Raw genomic sequence first — 20,627 nt, 5'->3', positions numbered from 1 at the left:
TCCGGACATTCAGCTTGCGTGGTGTCCGGGTACCCCGGAGGGTCGGAGCCATGAAGGCGATCAGTTACGCACGGTACGGCGGTCCCGAGGCGCTGGAGTACGGGGAGGTCCAGGACCCGCGGGTTGGGCCCGACTCGGTGCTCGTGAAAGTGCGGGCCGCCGCCGTCAATCCCGTCGACTGGAAGTGCCGCGACGGCCATCTCGACGCCATCCTCCAGCCCGTCTTCCCCGTGATTCCCGGGTGGGACGTCTCGGGAGTCGTCGTGCAGTTCGGGGCCTCCGTCACGGAGTTCGCCGTCGGGGACGAGGTCATCGGCTACGTCCGTGAGGACTTCCTCTCCCGGGGGACCTTCGCCGAGTACGTGGCGGCGCCCGTACGCACCCTCGCGCGCAAACCGCGCAACCTCTCCTACGAGGAGGCGGCCGGGCTGCCGCTGACCGGGCTGACCGCGTACCAGGTGCTGGTGAAGGCGCTGGAGGTGAAACGGGGCGAGACCGTCCTCGTGCACGCGGCCGCGGGCGGGGTCGGCTCGATCGCCGTGCAACTGGGACACCATCTGGGGGCGCGGGTCATCGGCACGGCGAGCGAGCACAACCACGACTTCGTGCGGGGGCTGGGCGGGGAGCCGGTGACGTACGGGGAAGGGCTGGCCGAACGGGTGCGGGGGCTGGCGCCCGAGGGTGTGGACGCGGTGTTCGACACGGTCGGTGGCGAGACGCTGAAGGACTCGGCGAACCTGCTGGCCACCGACGGTCGCCTCGTGTCGATCGCCGACGCGGACGTCGTCGACTACGGCGGGCGGTACTCCTTCGTGCGCCCCGACGCCGATGACCTGCTGCGGCTGACCGAACTGGTGGAGCAGGGGGTCGTGACCGTGCACGTGTCCGAGACGTTCCCCCTGGAGCGGGCGGCGGACGCGCACCGGCGGAACCAGGAGGGGCGGACGCGGGGGAAGATCGTGGTGACGGTGGACTGGGAGTAGCGAACCGGAGCGTCGGGCGTCCTCCGGACGCGCCTCATACGACGAGGAACGCGCCGCACACCGCCAGCGCCATCGTGCACAGGGCTGCCGCCGCGGCGTACGGCGGGGTCAGGGCGCGGGGTCTGTTCGTCGCGGCGAGGGTGCGGATGCGGCCGTGGGCGATGCGCAGGAAGGCCAGCCAGAGGGCGCAGCACAGGGCGGCGGCGATGACCGTGGCGGGGGTCGCGCCGCCGTGCAGCGCGGTCCTCGCGGCGAGTACGGCTACGACGGTGCCGGACAGGGTCGTGCGGCGCCAGGCGAGCCGGGTGCGCTCGGGCTGGAGTCCGGGGTCGCGGCCGGGGGCGGCCGGGTCGGCGTCCGCGTCGGCGCTCACGGTCAGCCCTCCCAGCCGACGAGGACCACGAGGACCATCGCCACGGCGACCACGGCGACGACGAGGCTGAGCAGGGCAGGGAAGCGGGAGACGGGGAGGTCCTCGCCGCGGCGCATGGCCCGTTCGCAGCGCACCCAGTGGTTCACCGCGCGCAGCGAGCACAGCACGCCGGCCGCGAGCAGCGCGAGCGCGAGGCCCACCCGCCAGCCCCAGCGCAGGTCGGGCAGGAACTGGTCCACCGCGAAGCCGCCGCCGATCAGGGCGAGAGCGGTGCGCAGCCAGGCCAGGAAGGTGCGCTCGTTCGCCAGCGAGAACCGGTAGTCGGGGGTGCCGCCCTCCCGCCGGATCTCCTCGGGCGCGAACCAGAGCCGGGCGTTCCGTACGAATTCGATCACGCGGGGACCCTATCGGGCGGCCACGGAACGCCTGCGGCGGCCTGCGCGGGTTCGGTGCGGGCAGCGCGCAGCTGCGGGCAGTCGTGCCGCTGGGGCGGCACGGGTGGGCGCAGCGGCACCCCGCAGCGCCGGGCCGCGTCACCCACCCCCGCCGGGCGCCCCCGAACGCGCCGGGAACGAACGACACGTCACCCCCGCCAAGCCCGCAGCCGCGCATACGCGTCCAACCCGTCCGGCACCCACTCCCACTCCCCCTCCCCCTCCCCGAGCCGCCGTTCCACCTCCGCCTCCGTGAGGAACCCGTGCCAGACCACCTCCTCCACCTGCGGAGCGACCGGCCCCTCGCAGCGCACCTCGTACACCGCCGACCACCAGGTCCGCCCGGCGCCGTCGTCGTACAGGAACTTGAAGAGGTACTCCGGGCGCGGCAGCCCCGGCACCCCCAGTTCCTCCTCCGCCTCCCGCAGCGCCGCGTCGTCGTAGGACTCGCCCGCACCCACCACCCCGCCGACGAACATGTCGTACAGGGAGGGAAACACCAGCTTCGTGGCCGTGCGACGGTGGACGAAGACGCGTCCGTCCGGGTCCCGGGCGAGCACGAACACGCAGCGGTGGCGCAGCCCCTGGGCGTACGCGTCGCCCCGCCGGGCCTGCCCGGTGACGCGGTCGTTCTCGTCGACGATGTCGAGGATCTCGTCAGCAGCGCTCATCCGGCCATCCAAGCAGCGGCCGTTCCCTCAGCGGGGGGTCGGGAGGGGGGAGAGTGTGGGGGTAAGGGGCAAGTCCCTGCCCCGTCAGGTCAGTTGACGCGTGTAACGGGCTGCCGGGCCTTGACGGAAAGCGTTGGCTGCCGCTTTGCTGTGCGTGATCAGTTCATGGCAAACCGGCTACGACGACCTAGCGCGTCGCGTGAGGAAGTTTCCCGCGGTGTCCCCACCTCCGCCTCCCCTCGGCCGCGGCCGCAAACGCGCGGCCCAGGCCTTCGACGACGCCCTCGACGACGCCGAACTCATCTCCGCCCGTGCCGCGTTGGCCCAGGGGCGATGGCAGTCCGCCCGCTCCCTGCTGGTCCACACGGGTGACGACTGGGACCGCCGCGGGCACCGGATCACCGTGCTCGCCAAGGAGTCCTACAGCGCCCCCTGGGCCCGCGAGTGGCTGCTGGCCGAACCCGATTCCACCGACGCCTCCGTACTGCTCGTCCTTTCACTGGTCCACCGGGCGCTGCGCGGCAAGGAGAAGCCCGCCCGGGTCCGGGAGGCCTGCCGGGAGGCCGCCGCGCTGGTCCCGCACGATCCCACGCCCTGGCTCGGGCTGCTCATACTGGAGCGTTCGCTCGGCGCGGCGGACGAGGTCGTCCGGGTCTTCGAGGCGGTGCGGGCGCGATACGCCGATCACCACCACGCCCATCACCTGATGGTGGCCCGGCTCGCCGAACGCGGCGGCGACGACGGTCCCGACCCGCTGCACGAGGTGTACGACTTCGCCAATTGGGCCGCCGAGCAGGCCCCCGCCGACTCCCCGCTGGCCATCCTCCCGGTCGTCGCGCACGCCGAGCGCTACCGCGTGCTCGCCGCCGCCGGCCACGAGTCCGCCGACCCGAACGCCTGTGGCCACTGGGTCGGCCGCCGCGCCCGGCTGGTGATGAAGGCGGCCTTCGACTGGTGGCTGGAGTGGGAGCAGGACGGCCACCCGCGCCGGCTGATCGACCTCAACTTCCTCGCCCACGCCAAATCCTGCGAGGGTCGCGGCGCCGAGGCCGCCGCCCTGTTCCACCGCATCGGCGAACACGTCACGCCCGCCCCCTGGTCGTACCCGGACCGCGATCCGTACGCCGCCTTCCGAGCCGCCCGCGCGAGTGCGCTCGGCACGGCCTGACACCCCCTACGAACGAAAGAAGGACGTCCTCCGATGACCACGGGCAGTTCGAGTACGAGCAGATCCGCGAGCGGTGGCGCCATCAGCACCTTCAAAGGGCAGGACCGGGCGCTGCGCGCCGACCGGCTGGGCACGGGCGGCCTGCTGCTTTCCGTGCTGGCCGCCACCGCCCCGCTGATGGTGGTCGCCGGGGTCATGCCCACCACGTTCGCCGTGATGGGCATCGTCGGGCAGCCGCTGCTCTTCGTGCTGCTGGGCGTGGTGCTGATCCTGTTCAGCATCGGGTACGCCGAGATGAGCCGGCACGTCCACAACGCGGGCGCCTTCTACGCGTACATCTCCCGCGGACTCGGCGGCACCGCCGGCGCGAGCGCCGCCATGGTCGCGCTGGTCGCCTACAACGCCCTCCAGGTCGGCATCTACGGCATCTTCGGCTTCGAGGTCTCCGGGCTCCTGGCCACCTACGCCGACCTGGAGGTCGCCTGGTGGATACCGGCGCTGCTGGCCGTGCTCGCGGTCGGCACGCTGGGCTGGCTGAAGATCGACGTCAACGCGCGCGTGCTGGGCGTCCTGCTGCTCATAGAGGTCGCGTTGGTCGTGGTCTTCGACATCGCCGCCGTCGCCGATCCGGGGGCGCAGGGGCTGTCGCTGCACGCCTTCAACCCGGACACCCTGACCGGGGCGGGCGTGGGGACCGCGCTGTGCTTCTGCATCGCCGCCTTCCTCGGCTTCGAGCAGGCGCCCGTGTACGCCGAGGAGACCAGCCGGCCGCATGTGCTCGTGCCGCGCGTCATGTTCCTCGCGGTGGGCGGGGTCGCGGTCTTCTTCGCGCTCAGCAGCTGGGCCCTGACCGTCGCCACCGGGCCCGACAAGATCGTCGGCACTGCGCAGGAGCAGAGCGCCGGGCTCCTGTTCTTCCTCACCGAGGACCGGCTCGGCGGCGCCTTCACGGACGTCCTGCACGTGCTGTTCGTGACCGGCATGTTCGCCGCCCTGCTCAGCTTCCACAACGTCGTCGCCCGCTACGCCTTCGCCATGGGGCGGGAGGGGCTGCTGCCCGCCGCCTTCGGCCGGACCAGCGGCTCCAGCGGCGCCCCGGGCACCGGATCGCTGCTCCAGACCGCCGTGTCCGCGGTCGTGGTCGTCGCCTTCGCGATCGCCGACGACAAGCCGAACGGCGACCCGACCCAGCCCGTGCTGCACCTGTTCACCTGGGGCGGCAACATCGGCGCCCTCGGCGTGATCGTGCTGATGGCCGCGGCCTCGTTCTCCGTCGTCGCCTTCTTCGTCCGCCGTGGCGCCGCCGGCGCCCAGGGCGTGCGGCTGGCCACCTCCACCGTCGCCGGCGTGGCCCTTCTGGTGATCGCCGGTTACACGGTCAAGGACTTCGACGTCCTGGTCGGCGCGGGCCCCGACTCCTCCCTGAGCTGGATGCTGCCCGGCATCATCGGCCTCGCCGCGCTCGCGGGCCTCGTGCAGGGCATGGTCCTGCGTTCCCGCGCGCCCGAGCGGCACGCCCGCATCGGCCAGGGCAACGAGGCGTTCCAGCTGGACAAGGCGGCGTCCTCCTGACCCTCACGGGGACGCCGAGGGCGTGAGCGGGTCCGGGGCATCGAGCGCGAAGGCGCCCTCCCGGGCCACCTCCGTATCGCCGTACCGGACGCGCACGTCGATCGGCGTTCCGGGGGCGGCGGACAGGGGCGGAACCGGGACGGTGAGGCGCAGGTGGTCGGTCCGTGCCACGGGCAGTGCGATGAGAGGGCCCGGCACGCTCACTCCGCCGACGGACACGCCGCCGTCGCGGAGCAGCTCGGCGTGGTCGAAGTACGTGCCGCGCAGCTCGATCGAGAGCACCTCGCCGGGGCGGGCGGTTCCGTCGGCCCCCGCGTCCACCGCGGCGATCCCGTACCCGCACGCCGGGGCACCGTCCGGTGCGCTGCCGAGCCGCACCGTGCTGCCGGGATGCCGTTGGTGGAACTCCAGCAGGCCGGTGAGTACGGCGTAGGCGGCGTGCCCCTTGCAGCCGTCCAGGCGTCCCGCCAGCTCCGCGTGGTCGCGGGCCGCAGTCTCCCAACTGCCGCCCCGGCCCTGCACCGCCAGGCAGCCGTTCGCCAGACCGCGCAGCAACCGCCAGTCGTCGGTCGGCGGCACCGACGGGATCGTGCGCAGGACGTCCGCGCACCCGTTGGCGGGCGTGCGGAGCCGGTCGTAGAGGGCGGCCGGGTCCGGCACGGCGTCCGTGTCGGGGGAGACGGGGCCGGGCGGGAGCCAGGCGGGGGCGGCGGGAGACGGTGGACCGTCGTCCCTCGCCGGCCGGTCCGAGCGGAGGGTGGGCGTCGGGGCGGCGGCGGTGCGCGGCGGTGCCTGTGACGGACGGTCGGGTTCCGGTGCGCCCACCGGGCCGCCGCTGCCGTCGGGGCGCCAGGAAGGGGCGGGCTCGGAGGACCCGGCCGCTCTGCGCGGCGTACCTTCCGGGCCGCCGTTCGACAGCCCGCCCGCCACGCTCACGTCCCGGCCACCACTCGGCGGTCCGGCCTCACCGGCGACACAGGAGGCCGCGACCACCGCCACCGTCCCGGCCAGGCACAGCCCCGCGACCCGCGTGCCGAGCGAAACCCCCATGACGCCCCCCGACGTGACCACCCCCGGACGCGCACCGGGAGTCTCCCATCATCCGGGCGCGCACCCCGCCGGGGAAGTACCGGGGGAGTGGCTCAGGAGCCGGAGTCCGCGCCGAAGTCCAGCAGCACCTTGCAGGACCGGCTCCGGTCCGCGGCCAGCACGAACGCCGACTCCGCGTCCCGCACCGGCACCACCGTGCTGACCAGCGCGTCGAACGCGGGCTCGGCCGCGAGCAGTTCCAGCGCCTCGTCGAACTCGCCGTCGAAGCGGAACGCCCCGCGCAGCTCGATCTCCCGGCTCACCACCAGGTTCCCGGCGAAGGGGCTCTGTCCCGGCGGCAGCATGCCGAGCTGCACGACGACACCGCCGCGCCGGACCCGCCGCAGGCAGGAATCCAGCCCTGCGGCCACCCCCGAGGCCTCGATCGCCGTGTCCACCTCGGCCGGCCACCCGGCGTCGTCGGGGGCGTCGGCCCGTACGAGGGTGTCGGCGCCGGCGGCACGCGCGTACTCCAGGGCGGCGGGCAGCAGGTCCGTCACCGTCACGTGTGCCGCGCCCGCCGCCTTCGCCGCGGCGACCACCAGACAGCCGATCGGTCCGGCGCCGGTGACCAGCAGGTGCCGGCCGGTCAGGTCCCCGGCCCGGCGTACGGCGTGCAGGGCGACGGAGAGGGGCTCCGCGAGGGCGGCACGGCGCGGGTCGAGGCCGGTGGGCAGGGGGCGCAGCTGCTCGGCGGGGACGACGATCCGCGCCGCGAAGCCGCCCTGGACGTGCGGGAAACGGGCGGCGCTGCCCAGGTAGCGGGTGTCCCGACAGACGTTGCGCCGCCCGTCCGCGCACTCCGGGCACACCCCGCAGGGGGTCGCCGGGTGCACGGCGACGGCCGTACCGGCGGCGGGGCCAACGGTGTCCGGGGAGCCGTACGCGACGACCGTCCCGACCACCTCGTGCCCGAGCAGCATCGGCTCGCGCAGGCGGAAGTCGCCGACCCCGCCGTGCCGCCAGTAGTGCAGGTCGGAGCCGCACACGCCGCCGTAGCGGACGGCGACCAGCGCCTCGCCGGGTCCGGGGCGGGGGACCGGCAGTTCCTCGACGCGCAGATCGCCGGCGCCGTGGACGACACAGCCGAGCATCGAAGCCGCCTCCTCGGGGGCGAGCGGGGCCGGCGGGTCGAGTGGGCCGCGTGCGGGGTTCACAGCACGCTCGTCATGCCGCCGTCGACGTACAGCACCTGTCCGCCGACGAAGTCCGCGGCGGGCGAGGCGAGGAACAGCAGCCCGCCCACCAGGTCCTCCGTACGGCCCCAGCGCCCGGCCGGAGTACGCCGGCGCACCCAGCCGCTGAACTCCTCGTCCTCGACGAGGGGCCGGGTCAGCTCCGTCTCGATGTAACCCGGACCGAGACCGTTGACCTGGACGCCGTACGGACCCCAGTCCGCGCACATGCCCTTGGTGAGCATCTTCAGCGCGCCCTTGGTTGCCGCGTAGGGCGCGATGCCCGGGCGGACCACCTCGCTCTGCAGCGAGCAGATGTTGACGATCTTGCCGTGGCCGCGTTCCGTCATCCGGCGCGCCGCCTCCCGGCCCACCAAGAAGGCGCTGGTGAGGTTGGTGTCCAGGATGCGGTGCCAGTCGGCGTCGGCGAAGTCCAGCAGGGGCGCCCGAAGTTGCATGCCCGCGTTGTTGACCAGGATGTCGAGCGGGCCCACCCGCTCCTCGACCTCCGCGATCCCGGCCGCCACGGACGGACCGTCGGTCACGTCGAACGCGGCCGTGTGGACGTCGCCGGGAAGGTCGGCGGCGGCCTCGGTGAGGCGGTCGGCGTCGCGTCCGTTGAGGACCACCCGGCAGCCGGCCTCCGCCAGGCCCCGGGCGAGGGCCAGCCCGATGCCCCGGCTGGAACCGGTCACCAGGGCCGTGCGTCCGCCGATGTCGAAGAGGGGGTGAGCCGTCATCGTCGTACTCCTGAATGACCGTTGGGTCGTGCGGCTATATGACCAATGACAGGAGCAGGACGAGAGCGCCCGCGACCACCGAGATGATCGTCTCCATGACGGACCAGGTCTTGATGGTCTGGCCGACGTTCAGGCCGAAGTACTCCTTCACCAGCCAGAAACCGGCGTCGTTGACGTGGCTGAAGAAGAGTGAACCGGCGCCGATGGCCAGGACCAGCAGGGCCGCGTGCGTCGTCGACATGTCGGCCGCCAGCGGTGCGACCAGACCGGCCGCCGAGACGGTCGCCACGGTCGCCGAACCGGTCGCCAGCCGGATCGCCACCGCGATCAGCCAGGCCAGCAGCAGGGCCGGGATCGACCAGTTCTCGGAGATCTCCAGGATCATCTGGCCCACGCCGGAGTCGATCAGCGTCTGCTTGAAGCCGCCGCCCGCGCCGACGATCAGCAGGATGCCCGCGATGGGCGCGAGCCCCTTCTCGACCAGGCCCGACAGGCGGTCCTTGCCGAACCCCGCCGGACGCAGCAGCGTGAAGATGCCGACGATCACGGAGGCGAGCAGGGCGATCAGCGGGTTGCCGATCACGTCGAAGGTGCGCTGCACCAGGTTCTCCGGGTCGTCGACGATGATGTCGACGAGCGCCTTGGCCAGCATCAGCACGACCGGCAGCAGGATCGTGGCCAGGGTGGCGCCGAAGCCGGGGCGCTTCTCCAGTTCCTCCGAGGCGCGCTGCGGGATCATGCGGTCGGGGGCCGGGACGTCCACCCAGCGGGCCGCGTACTTCGAGAACAGCGGACCGGCGATGATCACCGTCGGGATGGCGATCAGGACACCCAGCGCGAGCGTCACTCCGAGGTTGGCGCCGACCGCGTCGATCGCGACCAACGGGCCGGGGTGCGGCGGGACCAGACCGTGCATCACGGACAGACCGGCCAGCGCCGGGATGCCGATGCGCATCAGGGAGTAGTTGCCGCGCTTGGCGACCATCAGGACGACCGGGATCAGCAGGACGATGCCGACCTCGAAGAACAGCGGCAGTCCGATGACGGAGGCGATCAGCACCATCGTCCACGGCATCGAACGCGGGCTCGCCTTGGCGAGGATGGTGTCCACGATCTGGTCGGCGCCGCCGGAGTCGGCGAGCATCTTGCCGAGGATCGCGCCGAGGGCGATCAGCACGCCGACGCCCGCGACGGTGGAGCCGAGCCCGGCGGTGAAGCTGGTGATGACCTTGTCCAGCGGCGCCCCGGCGAACGCGCCGAGCGCCAGTGACCCGATGGTCAGCGACAGGAAGGCATGCAGCTTGAACTTGGTGATGAGCAGGACGATGACGGCGATGCCCAGGAGCACGGCGATGCCCAGCTGGGCATGGCCGGCCGAGGTGATCGGCTCGACGGTGTCCGCTGCCAGCATCTCGACGCTGAGTCTGGTCACGGTGGTTCCCTTGCGGTGATGGGGATTCGGGGGAGGTCGGGGCCGTGTCCGCGCATGGCGGCACGACCCCGGGGGAGGGTGTGGGGGGTTACTGGACCGGCTCGGGAAGGTCCGTCAGGGCGTTCATCGCCCGTTCGGCGATCTCCTCCGGGGCGCCGGCGACGTCCACCGCGACTCCCGCCTCGTCCGGCTCCAGGGGCTGGAGCGTGGCGAACTGGGAGTCGAGCAGGGCCGTCGGCATGAAGTGCCCCTGCCGCCCCGACATCCGCTCCTCGATCAGCTCGCGGCTGCCCGTGAGGTGCACGAAGACGACACCGGGAGCGCCGGCCCGCAGCCGGTCGCGGTACGACCGCTTCAGCGCCGAACTGCTCACCACCCCGCCGAGCCCCGCCCGCCCGTGCGCCCAGTCGCCGATGGCGTCCAGCCAGGGCCAACGGTCCTCGTCGGTGAGCGGGGTGCCGGCCGTCATCTTGGCGATGTTGGCCGGCGGGTGGAAGTCGTCGCCCTCGGCGTAGGGAACGCCGAGCCGGGCCGCGAGCAGGGGGCCGATGGTGGTCTTCCCGGTGCCCGCTACGCCCATGACCACGACGACATGGGGGGTGTGCAGTCGCTGCATCGCACTCTCGCTGTCTGCTGTCTTCGTCGACACGTGATGTCGATGTAACTGAAACCCATTAGGTACGACGAATTCAAGAGTCTGTGACATATAAGTCTGACTTTTTGTTCCCGTGACCTGCCCCGTACGCTGAGTGCATGAGCACACCGGGCCGGGGGCTGCACGGCCGCGTACTGGACACCCTCGGTCCCGCGATCACAGCGGGCGAGTACCCCGCGGGCAGCGTTCTGCGCACGGACGAGCTGGCGCAGCGTTTCGAGGTGTCGCGTTCCGTGATGCGGGAGGCCGTGCGGGTGCTGGAGTCCATGCACCTGGTCGAGTCACGCCGCCGCGTGGGCGTCACCGTCCTGCCCGAGTGCGAGTGGAACGTCTACGACCCGCAGGTCATCCGCTGGCGCCTGGCCGGCTCCGAGCGCCCCCGGCAGCTGCGCTCCCTGACCGTGCTGCGCTCGGCCGTCGAACCGGTGGCGGCGGGCCTGGCGGCACGGCACGCCACGTCCGAGCAGTGCGCCGAGCTGACCGAGTGCGCGCTCGGCATGGTCGCCAACTCACGCGGCCACCGACTGGAGCAGTACCTCTTCCACGACGTGGCCTTCCACCGCGTCATCCTCACCGCCTCCGGCAACGAGATGTTCGCCCGCCTCGGCGGCGTCGTCGCCGAGGTGCTGGCCGGCCGCACCCACCACGACGTGATGTTCGAGGACCCCGACCCGGCCGCCGTCACCCTGCACGTCCAGGTCGCCGAGGCGGTGCGGGCACGGGACGCCGAGCGCGCCGAGCGGCTGACCCGGGAGATCACGGTCGGGGCGCTGCAGGAACTGGACATCCTGGCGCCCTGACGGGACTACGCGAGGAAGTCACCGTCGACGTACACCCACGCCCCGTCGACGCGCTCGAACCGGCTCCGCTCGTGCAGCGAGCCACCGCGGTAGGACGCGCGGAAGGTGACCGTTCCGGTGGTGTGGAAGGCGGAACCGTCGGCCGTGTCCACGATCTCCAGTCCGGTCCAGCGCGTTGCCGGGTCCAGGTCCAGGTCCAGGCGGGCGGGGCGGGTCCTCGGGTGCCAGGTGCGCAGCAGGTACTCCACGTCGCCCTTCACGAAGGCGCTGTAGCGGGAGCGCATCAGAGCCTCGGCGGTCGGCGCGGACGGCGACCCCGTCCTGAACCGGCCGCAGCACTTCTCGTACACCTCGGGCAGCCCGCAGGGGCAGGTACGCGTGGTCATGGCGGCCATTGTGCCTGGTCGGAGCAACGCTACGAAAAGCAGAAGACCCCTGCTGGGCAGGGGTCCTGTCTGGTGTCCGAGGGGGGACTTGAACCCCCACGCCCGATAAAGGGCACTAGCACCTCAAGCTAGCGCGTCTGCCATTCCGCCACCCGGACAAGGTGTCTGTCGTGCGGGGCGTTGCCCGCGGCGACGACGTAAACATTACCAGGCTTTCCGGGGTGGCCGATCACCCCCTCCTTGGGCGCGGACGCCCGGAGGGGGAGGATGAGAGGGACCCACCAGCAGTGACATCAGCAGTGACAGCGGGAGGAACCACGTGAGCGACTCGGGCACGGCCAGGAGCGTCACCGGCGAGGACGAGGTCGTCGACCTCTGCCGCGAGCTGATCCGGATCGACACCAGCAACTACGGGGACCACTCGGGTCCGGGCGAGCGCAAGGCGGCCGAGTACGTCGCCGAGAAGCTCGCCGAGGTCGGACTCGAACCGCGGATCTTCGAGTCCCATCCCGGACGTGCCTCCACGGTGGCCCGGATCGAGGGCGAGGACCCGTCCCGGCCCGCGCTGCTCATCCACGGCCACACCGACGTCGTCCCGGCCAACGCGGACGACTGGACCCACCACCCCTTCTCCGGCGAGATCGCGGATGGGTGCGTGTGGGGGCGCGGCGCGGTCGACATGAAGGACATGGACGCGATGACCCTCGCGGTCGTCCGCGACCGCCTGCGCACCGGGCGCAAGCCCCCGCGCGACATCGTGCTGGCGTTCCTCGCGGACGAGGAGGCCGGCGGGACGTACGGCGCCAAGCACCTGGTGCGCGAGCACCCGGACCTCTTCGAGGGCGTCAGCGAGGCGATCGGCGAGGTCGGCGGGTTCTCCTTCACGGTCAACGAGAAGCTGCGGCTCTACCTTGTCGAGACCGCCGAGAAGGGCATGCACTGGATGCGGCTCACCGTCGACGGCACGGCCGGGCACGGCTCGATGACCAACGACGACAACGCGATCACCGAGCTGTGCGAGGCCGTGGCGCGACTCGGCCGGCACAAGTGGCCGGTCAGGGTCACCAAGACCGTACGGGCCTTCCTGGACGAGCTGTCCGACGCGCTCGGCACCGAACTCGACCCGGAGAACATGGAGGAGACCCTCGCCAAGCTCGGCGGCATCGCCCGGATGATCGGCACGACCCTGCGCAACTCGGCGGCGCCCACCCAGCTCGGCGCCGGCTACAAGGTCAACGTCATCCCCGGCCAGGCCACCGCGCACGTCGACGGACGCTTCCTGCCCGGCTACGAGGAGGAGTTCCTCGCCGACCTCGACCGCATCCTCGGCCCGCGCGTGCGGCGCGAGGACGTGCACGCCGACAAGGCGCTGGAGACCGACTTCGACGGCCGGCTCGTCGACGCCATGCAGACCGCCCTGCGCGCCGAGGACCCGATCGCGCGCGCGGTGCCCTACATGCTCTCCGGCGGCACCGACGCCAAGTCCTTCGACGACCTCGGCATCCGCTGCTTCGGCTTCGCGCCGCTCAAGCTGCCGCCGGAGCTGGACTTCGCGGGCATGTTCCACGGGGTGGACGAGCGGGTGCCGGTGGAAGGGCTGCAGTTCGGCGTGCGGGTGCTCGACCGCTTCATCGACGCGTCCTGATTCATCGACGCGTCCTGATTCATCGACGGACCCTGATTCATCGACGGACCCTGATTCGCCGACACGTCCGGATTCGCCCGCTGAAACGTGACTTCCGCACGCGACGATATTCGGCCGCGCGTGCGGGAGTCGACCGGGAAGAGTGAATGCGCTCATAAGCTCGTAGCCTCATTAGTTCCTCCTCGTTACAGGTGATGCGATCAGCAAGCTGGGATCGCGTTTGCCAACTAGGAGGAATAATGCTCAAGAAGGTCGTCGCCGCCGCGGCTGCCACCGGTGGTCTGGTTCTCGCGGGCGCGGGCATGGCCGTCGCCGACTCCGGTGCCCAGGGTGCCGCCGTGCACTCGCCCGGCGTCCTTTCCGGCAACGTCGTGCAGGTGCCCGTGCACGTGCCGGTGAACGTCTGCGGCAACACGGTCGACGTCATCGGTGTCCTCAACCCGGCGATGGGCAACTCGTGCGCCAACCAGGGCGGCGGCACGTCCGGCGGCTACGGCGACTCCGAGGGGCAGGACGGCTCGCACGGGGGCTCGCACGCCGGCGGACACGCCACCGACTCGCCCGGCGTCGGCTCCGGCAATCACGTAGAGGCACCGATCCATGTGCCGGTGAACGTCTGCGGCAACAGCGTCGACGTCGTCGGCGCCCTCAACCCGACCACCGGCAACGACTGCGGCAACGGCGGTGGCGGGGATCACTCGACGCCGCCCGGCGGTGATCACGAGACGCCTCCCGGGGAGCCGGGCAACCCCGGAGACCCGGGTGACCCGGGTGACCCGGGGGAGCCGGGGGAGCCCGGCACGCCGGGCAACCCGCCCGACTCGGGCGACGAGACGCCGGGGGGTGCCTCGCACGTCAACCAGCCGGACACCCAGACCGTCGCCCAGCCGCAGGGCGACGCGGAGCTCGCCGAGACCGGCAGCGATCTGCCCCTGGGCCTCGCCCTGCCGGTGGGCGCGGGCGCGCTGCTCGCGGGCACGGTGCTCTACCGCAAGGCGCGCGCCTCGGTGTGACGCGCCGGACCGGCACGCACAGCGGGCCCCGCACCGGCGGGGCCCGCTCCGTCTCCGGCTCCGTCACCCGCGCGCGGTCAAGCCCGGTCGCGGCTCACCAGGTCGCGCGTACCTGGCGGATGATCCGCCGCCGCAACCGCACCTTGCGGCTTCCGTCCCGCAGCAGGGTCAGGCGGTACAACTCCCAGTGTCCGTACTCGGCATGGTCCGTCAGCTGACGTGTCGCCTCCTTGCGGGTGACCCCGCGCGGTAGGTACACATCGACAAATTCGTATTCCGGCATCGAATCTATTGTGCGGGCTGGGGCCCGGTACGGATAGCGTCTGCACTATGTCTGATGCTGCGCAGCCCACCGCTGCCGAGGTACGCGCCGCCGCCGAGGCTGTCAAGACCGCGCTCGACCGCCACCTGGCCGCGGTCGAACGCCGGTCGGGAGAGGACGACCCGGCCGTCTACGACGCGTTCAACCAGCTGGCCGCGGCCGCGGAGGCGTACGACGAACTGCTCTACGACCGTTACGACGAGGTCACCCCCTTCGAGATTCCCGACGCGGAGGACTCGCTGCCGCCGTACACGGGCCCCGAGGAGCCGAACGCGCTGAGCGTCCTGATCCGTCGTGACTACGCCGTGGCGGAGCCGCAGCGGCTGATGGCCCAGGCCCGGCGGGTCGAGGCGGCGGACGACGAGGGGGCGGGCGTGGCCTCCTCCGGCACGGTTCACGGGGCGCTCGGCCTCCTGTTCGGCGAGTTCGAACCGGACGAGATCGCCTCCCGGCACAAGGAGTTCGGCCTGGAGGAGGGCGACTCCACGCTCTGGGTGACGGCCGCGGACGAGGCCGCCGACCCCGGCGAGTGGCTGGAGGCCCCGTTCGAACAGGCCGATCCGCAACGGGTGGTCTGCCGCTTCGACGTCAGCGCGGTGTTCGACGACGAGTTCGACGACGGCCTTGATGACGACGAGGACGACGGGGGCGACCGGGACGACGAGGCCGGTGACGGTGGCGTGCCGGAGCTGGAGGAGGACCTCGACACGGACCTGGACGAGGAGACGGACGAGGACCTGGATACGGACGAGGACCTGGACGAGGACTTGGACCCGCGCGGGGACGAGGACGACGACCGGGACCAGGACGGTGAGCGGGCGCGGCTGTAGGCGGGCCGCTGAGTCGCGGGTCGCTGAGCGGCGGGTCGCCGAGCGGTGGGTCGCTGAGCGGCTGGGGCCGCGACGGGTCGGCCGGCACGGCGGCGGCGGTCACGGGGATTGCCCCTGTGACCGCCGCCGTCGCGTTCGCCCAGGACGGTCCGGCAGGGCGGCCAGGCGGCAGCGAGGCGGGGCGGCAGGGCGGCAGCGAGGCGGGGCGGCAGCGAGGCGGGGCAGGGCGGCCAGGCGGCAGCGAGGCGGGGCGGCAGGGCGGCAGCGAGGCGGGGCGGCAGCGAGGCGGGGCAGGGCGGTGGCGGCCCCGGCGAGGTGCCCGGGCTTACGTGGTCGGACGCGCTCCCCGGGTCAGCCGGCCACCGGTACCTGCGGCGCGAGCAGCACCGGCAGACGGGTCGTGCGCGGCTTCGCCGGAACCTCGGCCACGGCACGGGGCAGCGCCTGCTCCACGCCGTGCACCACGGAGAGGTGGCGGGCGGCCCGGCCGAACGCCGTGTAGATCCAGGGGCGGCTGAGGCCCTGCGCGGCATCGCCGGGCAGGACCACGACCACCGCCGGCCACCGGCCGCCCACCGCCTGGTGTGCGGTCAGCGCCCATCCGTGCCGTACGGACTGCTCCACCCGCTCCTTCGGTACGACGACGGCCTCGCCCGCGCACGACAGGTGCAGCCCGTCGGCGTCGGCCTTCACCACCCGGCCCGGCAGCGTACGGCCCGGCACGGGGGAGTAGGCGACACGGTCGCCGGGGTCGAAGCCGCCGAAGCGGCCGGGGCCCGGGTTCAGCCGTTCCTTCAACGCGGCGTTGAGCGCCCGTGTGCCCGCCGCGCCGCCGTGGCCCGGCGTGATCACCTGGGTCTCCTCGGTGGGGACGCCGATCGCGCGCGGCACCGAGTCCGCGACGAGCTGGACGGTGCGGTGCACGGCCTCGCCCGCGTCCCGCACCGGCACGATCACGACCTCCTTGCCGGGCGCCTCCACCTGCCCCAGCTCGCCGATGCCGATGCCGGAGACCAACTCGCCGAGCGGGCCCGGGTCCGGACGCCGGGAGGCGATCTGCGGGCAGACCCGCGCCGCCAGCAGATCCGCGAAGATCCGCCCGGGACCCACGGACCCCAGCACCGCAGGGTCCCCGGCCAGCACCAGCCGCGCCCCGTCCGGCAGCGACTCCGCCAGCAGGGCGCCCGCCTCGACGTCCAGCTGCGGTGCATCGAGCACGACCAGCAGATCGAGGTCCAGCGCACCGTCCGCGTCCCGCCCCGGTCCCTCGGCCCCGGCCAGCAACCCGGCCAAGGTGACCACGGCGGGAACGTCCGGGACGGGAACGTCCGGGACGGGAACGTCCGGGACGGGAACGTCCGGGGTGGTGAGGTCGGGAGACTGCGGCACGGACGACGGGTCGCCCAGCAGGGCGGCGAAGCGGTCGCGGCCGAGCGGTCCGGGCGCGGCGGCCCAGGCGCGCAGGCCCAGGGCGTGCGCGGCGTGCAGCAGGGCCACCGGTTCAGCCAGCGACGACTCCCCGCCGGTGTGCAGTACCAGCCCGTGGTCCGCGACGGCGCGGACGAGGTCGGCGGCGGATCCCTGCGCGGAGGCGGCGGCGCGCTCCCAGTCCGCCGCGGAGCCGTCCTGCTTCGGCGCCGAGTTGGCCAGCCGGGCCAGGCCGTCGGCGAGGCTCTCCTCGGCGAGCGCGTACCGCTCCAGACCGACCAGGACCCGGACCGGGCGCTCCTCGTCCTCGTCCGTCCCCTCCGCCCCGCCCGTGGTGTCGTCCTGGCGGGCGTCGGTTTCCTCCAGGGCGTCCTGGAAGGCCAGGACCTCGCCCTCCGCGAGTGTGCTCTGCACGGCGGCGTCGGGGTCGGGCACGCCGCGCTGGGCCAGCGTGGCCGTGAGCCGGGGCAGCTCCAGGGCCGTGTGCCCGGCCAGGGCCGCCTGCTCCAGCAGCCACACCGTGACCGCGCGGCCGCGGCGCTCGTCGTCCGGGCCGCACGCGGCGCCCAGCAGCGCGCGGGCGAACCCGTCGGCCTGCTCCGGCCGCACTCCGCCGACCCGGAGCAGCTGCCAGGGGTCGGCGCGCAGCGCCTCCTCCGCGCCCTCACCGAGGAGCGCGGCGGTCTGCGGTGCGAGCGTCTCGGGGGCGCCGCCCTCCGCCAGTACGCGCCGCACGGACTGGACGGTCTCCGGCGCGGGTCCAGTGGGCCCGGGGGCCGCCTCGGCCGGCGCCGGCCGAGGCCGTCGTACCTGTTCCGGGGCGGGACGGCGCGGGGCGGGCTCGGGGTCGTCGAAGACCGTGGCCGCGGGCTTCTCGCCGCTCTCCACGGCTCTCACCGCGGCCAGCAGATCGGCCGCCGTGCCGCTGAGCTTGCCCCCGGCGTCGATCGGCACCTGCTTCTCGGCCTTCCGCCGCTCGATCCGCTCCCGCACGAGCCGCTGAGCGGCCAACTCGGCCTCGGTCTCGGAGACCTGAGCCGCCGCGCCGTCGCCGTCCGCGCTCTCACCTCCCGGCTGCGCGGCGGGCGTCTCGTCCCCCGCGTCGTCGGTCTCCCCTGCACGCGGCCGAGCGGCGGCTGCCCCGGCGGCCCGGTCGACTGCGGCCTCCCCGGCCGCCTCCTCCCCGGCCGCCTCCTCCCCGGCCGCCTCCTCTCCAGCCGAATCGTCGATGTCCGTGCCGTCGATGTCCGTGCCGTCGTCGGTCGGCTGCTCGGCCTCCCCGGCCGCGGCCTCGGCGCCGGGAGCCCGGCCGTCGGCCGGTGCCTCGTCCCCGGCGGCGCCCGGCTCGGCCCCCTTCCCGGTGCCCGGGGTCTCCGGCCCGGCGTCCACGGCGTCCGCGGTGTCCTCAGAGGCGGGCTCGGGCTCCGTGCTCACAGCGTGCTCCAGTCGTGATCGGGATAGCGGTGCACGGGCGCCGACACGTCGTCGAGAGCCCGGCAGATCTCGTCAGGAAGACTAAGGGTCTCCACTGACAACGCCGCCGTGAGCTGCTGCGCGTTGCGCGCGCCGACGATCGGGGCGACCACGCCCGGCCGGTCCCGGACCCAGGCCAGCGCCACCTGGAGCGGCGTCACCGCGAGCCCGTCCGCCGCCGTCGCCACCGCGTCCACGATGTGGCCGGCCGTGTCGTCGAGGTAGGGCGCGACGAACGGGGCCAGATGCTCCGAGGCGCCGCGCGAGTCCGACGGCGTCGCGTCCTTGCGGTACTTGCCGGTGAGGACCCCGCGGCCCAGCGGCGAGGAGGGGAGCAGACCGATCCCCAGGTCCAGGGCGGCCGGCAGCACCTCGCGCTCGATGCCCCGCTGGAGCAGCGAGTACTCCATCTGCGTACTCGCCAGCCGGTTCCGTACGCCCGGCGCCGCCAGCTGCCAGGTCGCCGCCTTGGCCAGCTGCCAGCCGCAGAAGTTCGACACGCCCGCGTACCGGGCACGGCCGCTGCTCACCGCCACGTCGAGGGCGTGCAGCGTCTCCTCCAGCGGCGTGTGCGGGTCGAAGGCGTGCAGGTGCCACACGTCGACGTGGTCCGTGCCGAGGCGGGCCAGCGAGGCGTCCAGCGCGGAGAGCAGGTGGGCGCGCGAACCGTCGAAGCGGCGGTCGGGGTCCGGCACGCTGCCGGCCTTCGTCGAGATCACCAGGTCGCGACGCGGAACCAGGCCCTCCATGAGCCGCCCGAGCAGATACTCGGACTCCCCGTCGCCGTACACGTCCGCGGTGTCGACGAGGGTCCCACCCGCTTCCCAGAAGGTCTTCAAGAGGTCCGCGGCATCATGCTCGTCGGTGTCCCGGCCCCAGGTCAGGGTGCCGAGACCGATGCGGGACACGCGCAGGCCGGTGCGGCCGAGATGCCTCTGCTCCATGAACGCCGACATTACTGGCCACGGCTTGCGCTGTGGGGGCCTGTGGACAACCGAATTCCCGCGCTAAGGTCGGGGCACAGAAGACGTTACTGATCGGTAAGGGGAATCGGCCATGCAGCTCGGGATCAACCTCGGCTACTGGGGTGCCGGAATGGACGCGGACAACCTGGCCGTCGCCCAGGAGGCCGACCGGCTCGGCTACGCCGTCTGCTGGGCCGCCGAGGCCTACGGCTCCGACGCGGCCACCGTGCTCACCTGGGTCGCCGCCCAGACCGAGCGCATCGACGTGGGCTCGGCCATCTTCCAGATCCCGGCCCGCCAGCCCGCGATGACCGCGATGACGGCCGCCACCCTGGACTCCCTCTCGAAGGGCCGTTTCCGCCTCGGCCTCGGCGTCTCCGGACCCCAGGTCTCCGAGGGCTGGTACGGCGTCAAGTTCGACAAGCCGCTCGCCCGCACCCGCGAGTACGCCGAGATCGTGCGCAAGGCGATGACCCGGGAGCGGCTGTCGTACGAGGGACAGCACTGGACGCTGCCGCTGCCCGGCGGCCCCGGCAAGCCGATCAAGCTGACCGTGCACCCGCAGCGCGAGCACATCCCGCTCTACATCGCCGCGATCGGCCCGAAGAACCTGGAGCAGACCGGCGAGATCGCCGACGGCGCCCTGCTGATCTTCCCCTCCTCCGACCACCTGGAGGAGACCGCGGTCAAGCACCTGCGTGCCGGGCGCGAGAAGGTCGGCAAGACCCTCGACGGCTTCGACATCTGCCCGACCCTGCCGCTCGCCCTCGGCGACGACAAGGACGTCACCACGCTCGCCGACACCTTCCGCCCCTACACCGCGCTCTACGTCGGCGGCATGGGCAGCCGCAAGCAGAACTTCTACAACCAGCTCGCCCAGCGCATGGGGTACGAGCGGGAGGCCGCCGAGATCCAGGACAAGTACCTGTCCGGCGACAAGCAGGGCGCGGCGGCGGCCGTACCGCACGACCTGATGGACCAGACGACGCTGCTCGGTTCCGTCGACCGCATCGCGGACCGGATGAAGGCCTACGCCGCCGCCGGTGTCACCACGCTGACCCTCGCGCCCGCGGGCTTCACCCTGGACGAGCGGCTCGCCGCGCTCCGCGCCGGCACGGAGGCCCTGGAGCGGGCCGGACTGGCCTAGATGCGTCGGTAGATTTCTGCGGCCGTGGTGGGGGCTCGGGGGTCTTCCCCGCCACGGCCGTCACGGAGAACAACGCGCCCACGCGCGTGTGGTTACGCCTCCTCGTGTTCCCTGCCGTCCTTCTTTTGGCTGAGTTGCCCGCCGCACCTGTTGCCGCGCCTCATCTCCCGCACTTGACTCGGTCTTTGCGGAGTCTGCGGAACCTGCGCAACCTTGCAGCGGCAGAGAGGTGGGCCTTGACCCCGAATCCTGAACACGGGTTATGCGGCTGGTGCAAGCGTAGTTGGTGTGAGGTGGAAGGCGTTCTCGAAGGCGATCGGTGATCG

Annotated in this window: 20 protein-coding genes and 1 tRNA gene; 8 read left to right on the top strand and 13 right to left on the bottom strand. The window is 72.9% G+C overall.

Annotated features, from left to right (window positions below; genetic code table 11):
- The first annotated feature begins 50 nt into the window (after nucleotides 1-50).
- Nucleotides 51-983, top strand: a complete 933-nt coding sequence (locus tag ACFCZF_RS35580) for an NADP-dependent oxidoreductase (protein WP_376675154.1) — start codon at nucleotides 51-53, stop codon at nucleotides 981-983.
- A gap of 34 nt (nucleotides 984-1,017) precedes the next feature.
- Here ACFCZF_RS35580 and ACFCZF_RS35575 read toward each other — a convergent pair whose 3' ends face one another.
- The 3 genes from ACFCZF_RS35575 to ACFCZF_RS35565 form a co-directional block, all read right to left on the bottom strand.
- Nucleotides 1,018-1,356 (bottom strand): DUF202 domain-containing protein, encoded by a 339-nt coding sequence (locus ACFCZF_RS35575; protein WP_376675153.1) that lies wholly within the window; start codon nucleotides 1,354-1,356, stop codon nucleotides 1,018-1,020.
- Between the two features lie 2 nt (nucleotides 1,357-1,358).
- On the bottom strand, nucleotides 1,359-1,751 hold the full coding sequence (locus ACFCZF_RS35570) for a YidH family protein (RefSeq protein ID WP_375909326.1): 393 nt from the start codon (nucleotides 1,749-1,751) through the stop codon (nucleotides 1,359-1,361).
- Nucleotides 1,752-1,939: 188 nt separating this feature from the next.
- On the bottom strand, nucleotides 1,940-2,461 hold the full coding sequence (locus tag ACFCZF_RS35565) for an NUDIX hydrolase (protein WP_376675152.1): 522 nt from the start codon (nucleotides 2,459-2,461) through the stop codon (nucleotides 1,940-1,942).
- Between the two features lie 217 nt (nucleotides 2,462-2,678).
- On the opposite strand from ACFCZF_RS35565, the gene ACFCZF_RS35560 reads away from it, so the two are divergent.
- Nucleotides 2,679-3,629, top strand: a complete 951-nt coding sequence (locus ACFCZF_RS35560; RefSeq protein ID WP_376675151.1) for a hypothetical protein — start codon at nucleotides 2,679-2,681, stop codon at nucleotides 3,627-3,629.
- A 33-nt stretch (nucleotides 3,630-3,662) separates the two neighbouring features.
- Complete coding sequence (locus ACFCZF_RS35555; RefSeq protein WP_376675150.1) at nucleotides 3,663-5,201, top strand: APC family permease; 1,539 nt, start codon at nucleotides 3,663-3,665, stop codon at nucleotides 5,199-5,201.
- Nucleotides 5,202-5,204: 3 nt separating this feature from the next.
- On the opposite strand, the gene ACFCZF_RS35550 is transcribed toward ACFCZF_RS35555, so the two are convergent.
- The 5 genes from ACFCZF_RS35550 to ACFCZF_RS35530 form a co-directional block, all read right to left on the bottom strand.
- Complete coding sequence (locus ACFCZF_RS35550; RefSeq protein ID WP_376675149.1) at nucleotides 5,205-6,251, bottom strand: hypothetical protein; 1,047 nt, start codon at nucleotides 6,249-6,251, stop codon at nucleotides 5,205-5,207.
- A 92-nt stretch (nucleotides 6,252-6,343) separates the two neighbouring features.
- On the bottom strand, nucleotides 6,344-7,384 hold the full coding sequence (locus ACFCZF_RS35545) for an L-idonate 5-dehydrogenase (RefSeq protein ID WP_376675172.1): 1,041 nt from the start codon (nucleotides 7,382-7,384) through the stop codon (nucleotides 6,344-6,346).
- Nucleotides 7,385-7,443: 59 nt separating this feature from the next.
- On the bottom strand, nucleotides 7,444-8,205 hold the full coding sequence (locus ACFCZF_RS35540; protein ID WP_376675148.1) for an SDR family oxidoreductase: 762 nt from the start codon (nucleotides 8,203-8,205) through the stop codon (nucleotides 7,444-7,446).
- A 34-nt stretch (nucleotides 8,206-8,239) separates the two neighbouring features.
- Nucleotides 8,240-9,637: a GntP family permease gene (locus ACFCZF_RS35535; RefSeq protein ID WP_375909312.1), complete on the bottom strand. Its 1,398-nt coding sequence runs from the start codon at nucleotides 9,635-9,637 to the stop codon at nucleotides 8,240-8,242.
- 88 nt (nucleotides 9,638-9,725) lie between these two features.
- Nucleotides 9,726-10,253 (bottom strand): gluconokinase, encoded by a 528-nt coding sequence (locus ACFCZF_RS35530; RefSeq protein ID WP_376675171.1) that lies wholly within the window; start codon nucleotides 10,251-10,253, stop codon nucleotides 9,726-9,728.
- A gap of 137 nt (nucleotides 10,254-10,390) precedes the next feature.
- On the opposite strand from ACFCZF_RS35530, the gene ACFCZF_RS35525 reads away from it, so the two are divergent.
- Nucleotides 10,391-11,092 (top strand): FadR/GntR family transcriptional regulator, encoded by a 702-nt coding sequence (locus ACFCZF_RS35525; protein WP_375909308.1) that lies wholly within the window; start codon nucleotides 10,391-10,393, stop codon nucleotides 11,090-11,092.
- Between the two features lie 5 nt (nucleotides 11,093-11,097).
- Here ACFCZF_RS35525 and ACFCZF_RS35520 read toward each other — a convergent pair whose 3' ends face one another.
- Together ACFCZF_RS35520 and ACFCZF_RS35515 are read right to left on the bottom strand one after the other, a co-directional pair.
- The gene (locus ACFCZF_RS35520; RefSeq protein ID WP_376675147.1) at nucleotides 11,098-11,478 is read right to left on the bottom strand and encodes a YchJ family protein; all 381 of its coding nucleotides are present in this window, start codon (nucleotides 11,476-11,478) and stop codon (nucleotides 11,098-11,100) included.
- A gap of 70 nt (nucleotides 11,479-11,548) precedes the next feature.
- Nucleotides 11,549-11,636 (bottom strand) — tRNA-Leu (locus ACFCZF_RS35515).
- A gap of 161 nt (nucleotides 11,637-11,797) precedes the next feature.
- Between ACFCZF_RS35515 and ACFCZF_RS35510 the strand changes: the two genes are divergently transcribed.
- Nucleotides 11,798-13,123 (top strand): M20/M25/M40 family metallo-hydrolase, encoded by a 1,326-nt coding sequence (locus ACFCZF_RS35510; protein ID WP_376675146.1) that lies wholly within the window; start codon nucleotides 11,798-11,800, stop codon nucleotides 13,121-13,123.
- Between the two features lie 239 nt (nucleotides 13,124-13,362).
- Nucleotides 13,363-14,136, top strand: coding sequence for a chaplin family protein (locus ACFCZF_RS35505; protein WP_376675145.1), 774 nt, complete (start codon nucleotides 13,363-13,365; stop codon nucleotides 14,134-14,136).
- Between the two features lie 94 nt (nucleotides 14,137-14,230).
- On the opposite strand, the gene ACFCZF_RS35500 is transcribed toward ACFCZF_RS35505, so the two are convergent.
- Entirely contained in the window at nucleotides 14,231-14,419 is a 189-nt protein-coding gene (locus ACFCZF_RS35500; protein WP_007388288.1) for a DUF5703 family protein, read from the bottom strand.
- A 47-nt stretch (nucleotides 14,420-14,466) separates the two neighbouring features.
- On the opposite strand from ACFCZF_RS35500, the gene ACFCZF_RS35495 reads away from it, so the two are divergent.
- A complete protein-coding gene (locus tag ACFCZF_RS35495) occupies nucleotides 14,467-15,288 on the top strand; it encodes a hypothetical protein (RefSeq protein WP_376675144.1) in 822 nt (273 codons plus the stop codon).
- Nucleotides 15,289-15,639: 351 nt separating this feature from the next.
- Here ACFCZF_RS35495 and ACFCZF_RS35490 read toward each other — a convergent pair whose 3' ends face one another.
- Together ACFCZF_RS35490 and ACFCZF_RS35485 are read right to left on the bottom strand one after the other, a co-directional pair.
- On the bottom strand, nucleotides 15,640-18,150 hold the full coding sequence (locus ACFCZF_RS35490) for a helix-hairpin-helix domain-containing protein (protein ID WP_376675143.1): 2,511 nt from the start codon (nucleotides 18,148-18,150) through the stop codon (nucleotides 15,640-15,642).
- A complete protein-coding gene (locus tag ACFCZF_RS35485) occupies nucleotides 18,147-19,133 on the bottom strand; it encodes an aldo/keto reductase (protein ID WP_375909296.1) in 987 nt (328 codons plus the stop codon). Before ACFCZF_RS35485 ends, ACFCZF_RS35490 begins: the two co-directional genes overlap by 4 nt.
- A 112-nt stretch (nucleotides 19,134-19,245) precedes the next feature.
- Here ACFCZF_RS35485 and ACFCZF_RS35480 point away from each other — a divergent pair, with 112 nt between their 5' ends.
- Nucleotides 19,246-20,301 carry an LLM class F420-dependent oxidoreductase gene (locus tag ACFCZF_RS35480; protein ID WP_376675142.1) on the top strand — a complete coding sequence of 352 codons (1,056 nt, stop codon included), beginning with the start codon at nucleotides 19,246-19,248 and terminating at the stop codon, nucleotides 20,299-20,301.
- Nucleotides 20,302-20,627: the final 326 nt, after the last annotated feature.

This window comes from Streptomyces sp. NPDC056296 (genome assembly GCF_042268605.1).
GTDB lineage: Bacteria > Actinomycetota > Actinomycetes > Streptomycetales > Streptomycetaceae > Streptomyces.
Note: the sequence above shows the minus strand (reverse complement) of the source record. Positions and strands in the feature narration are given on the sequence as shown.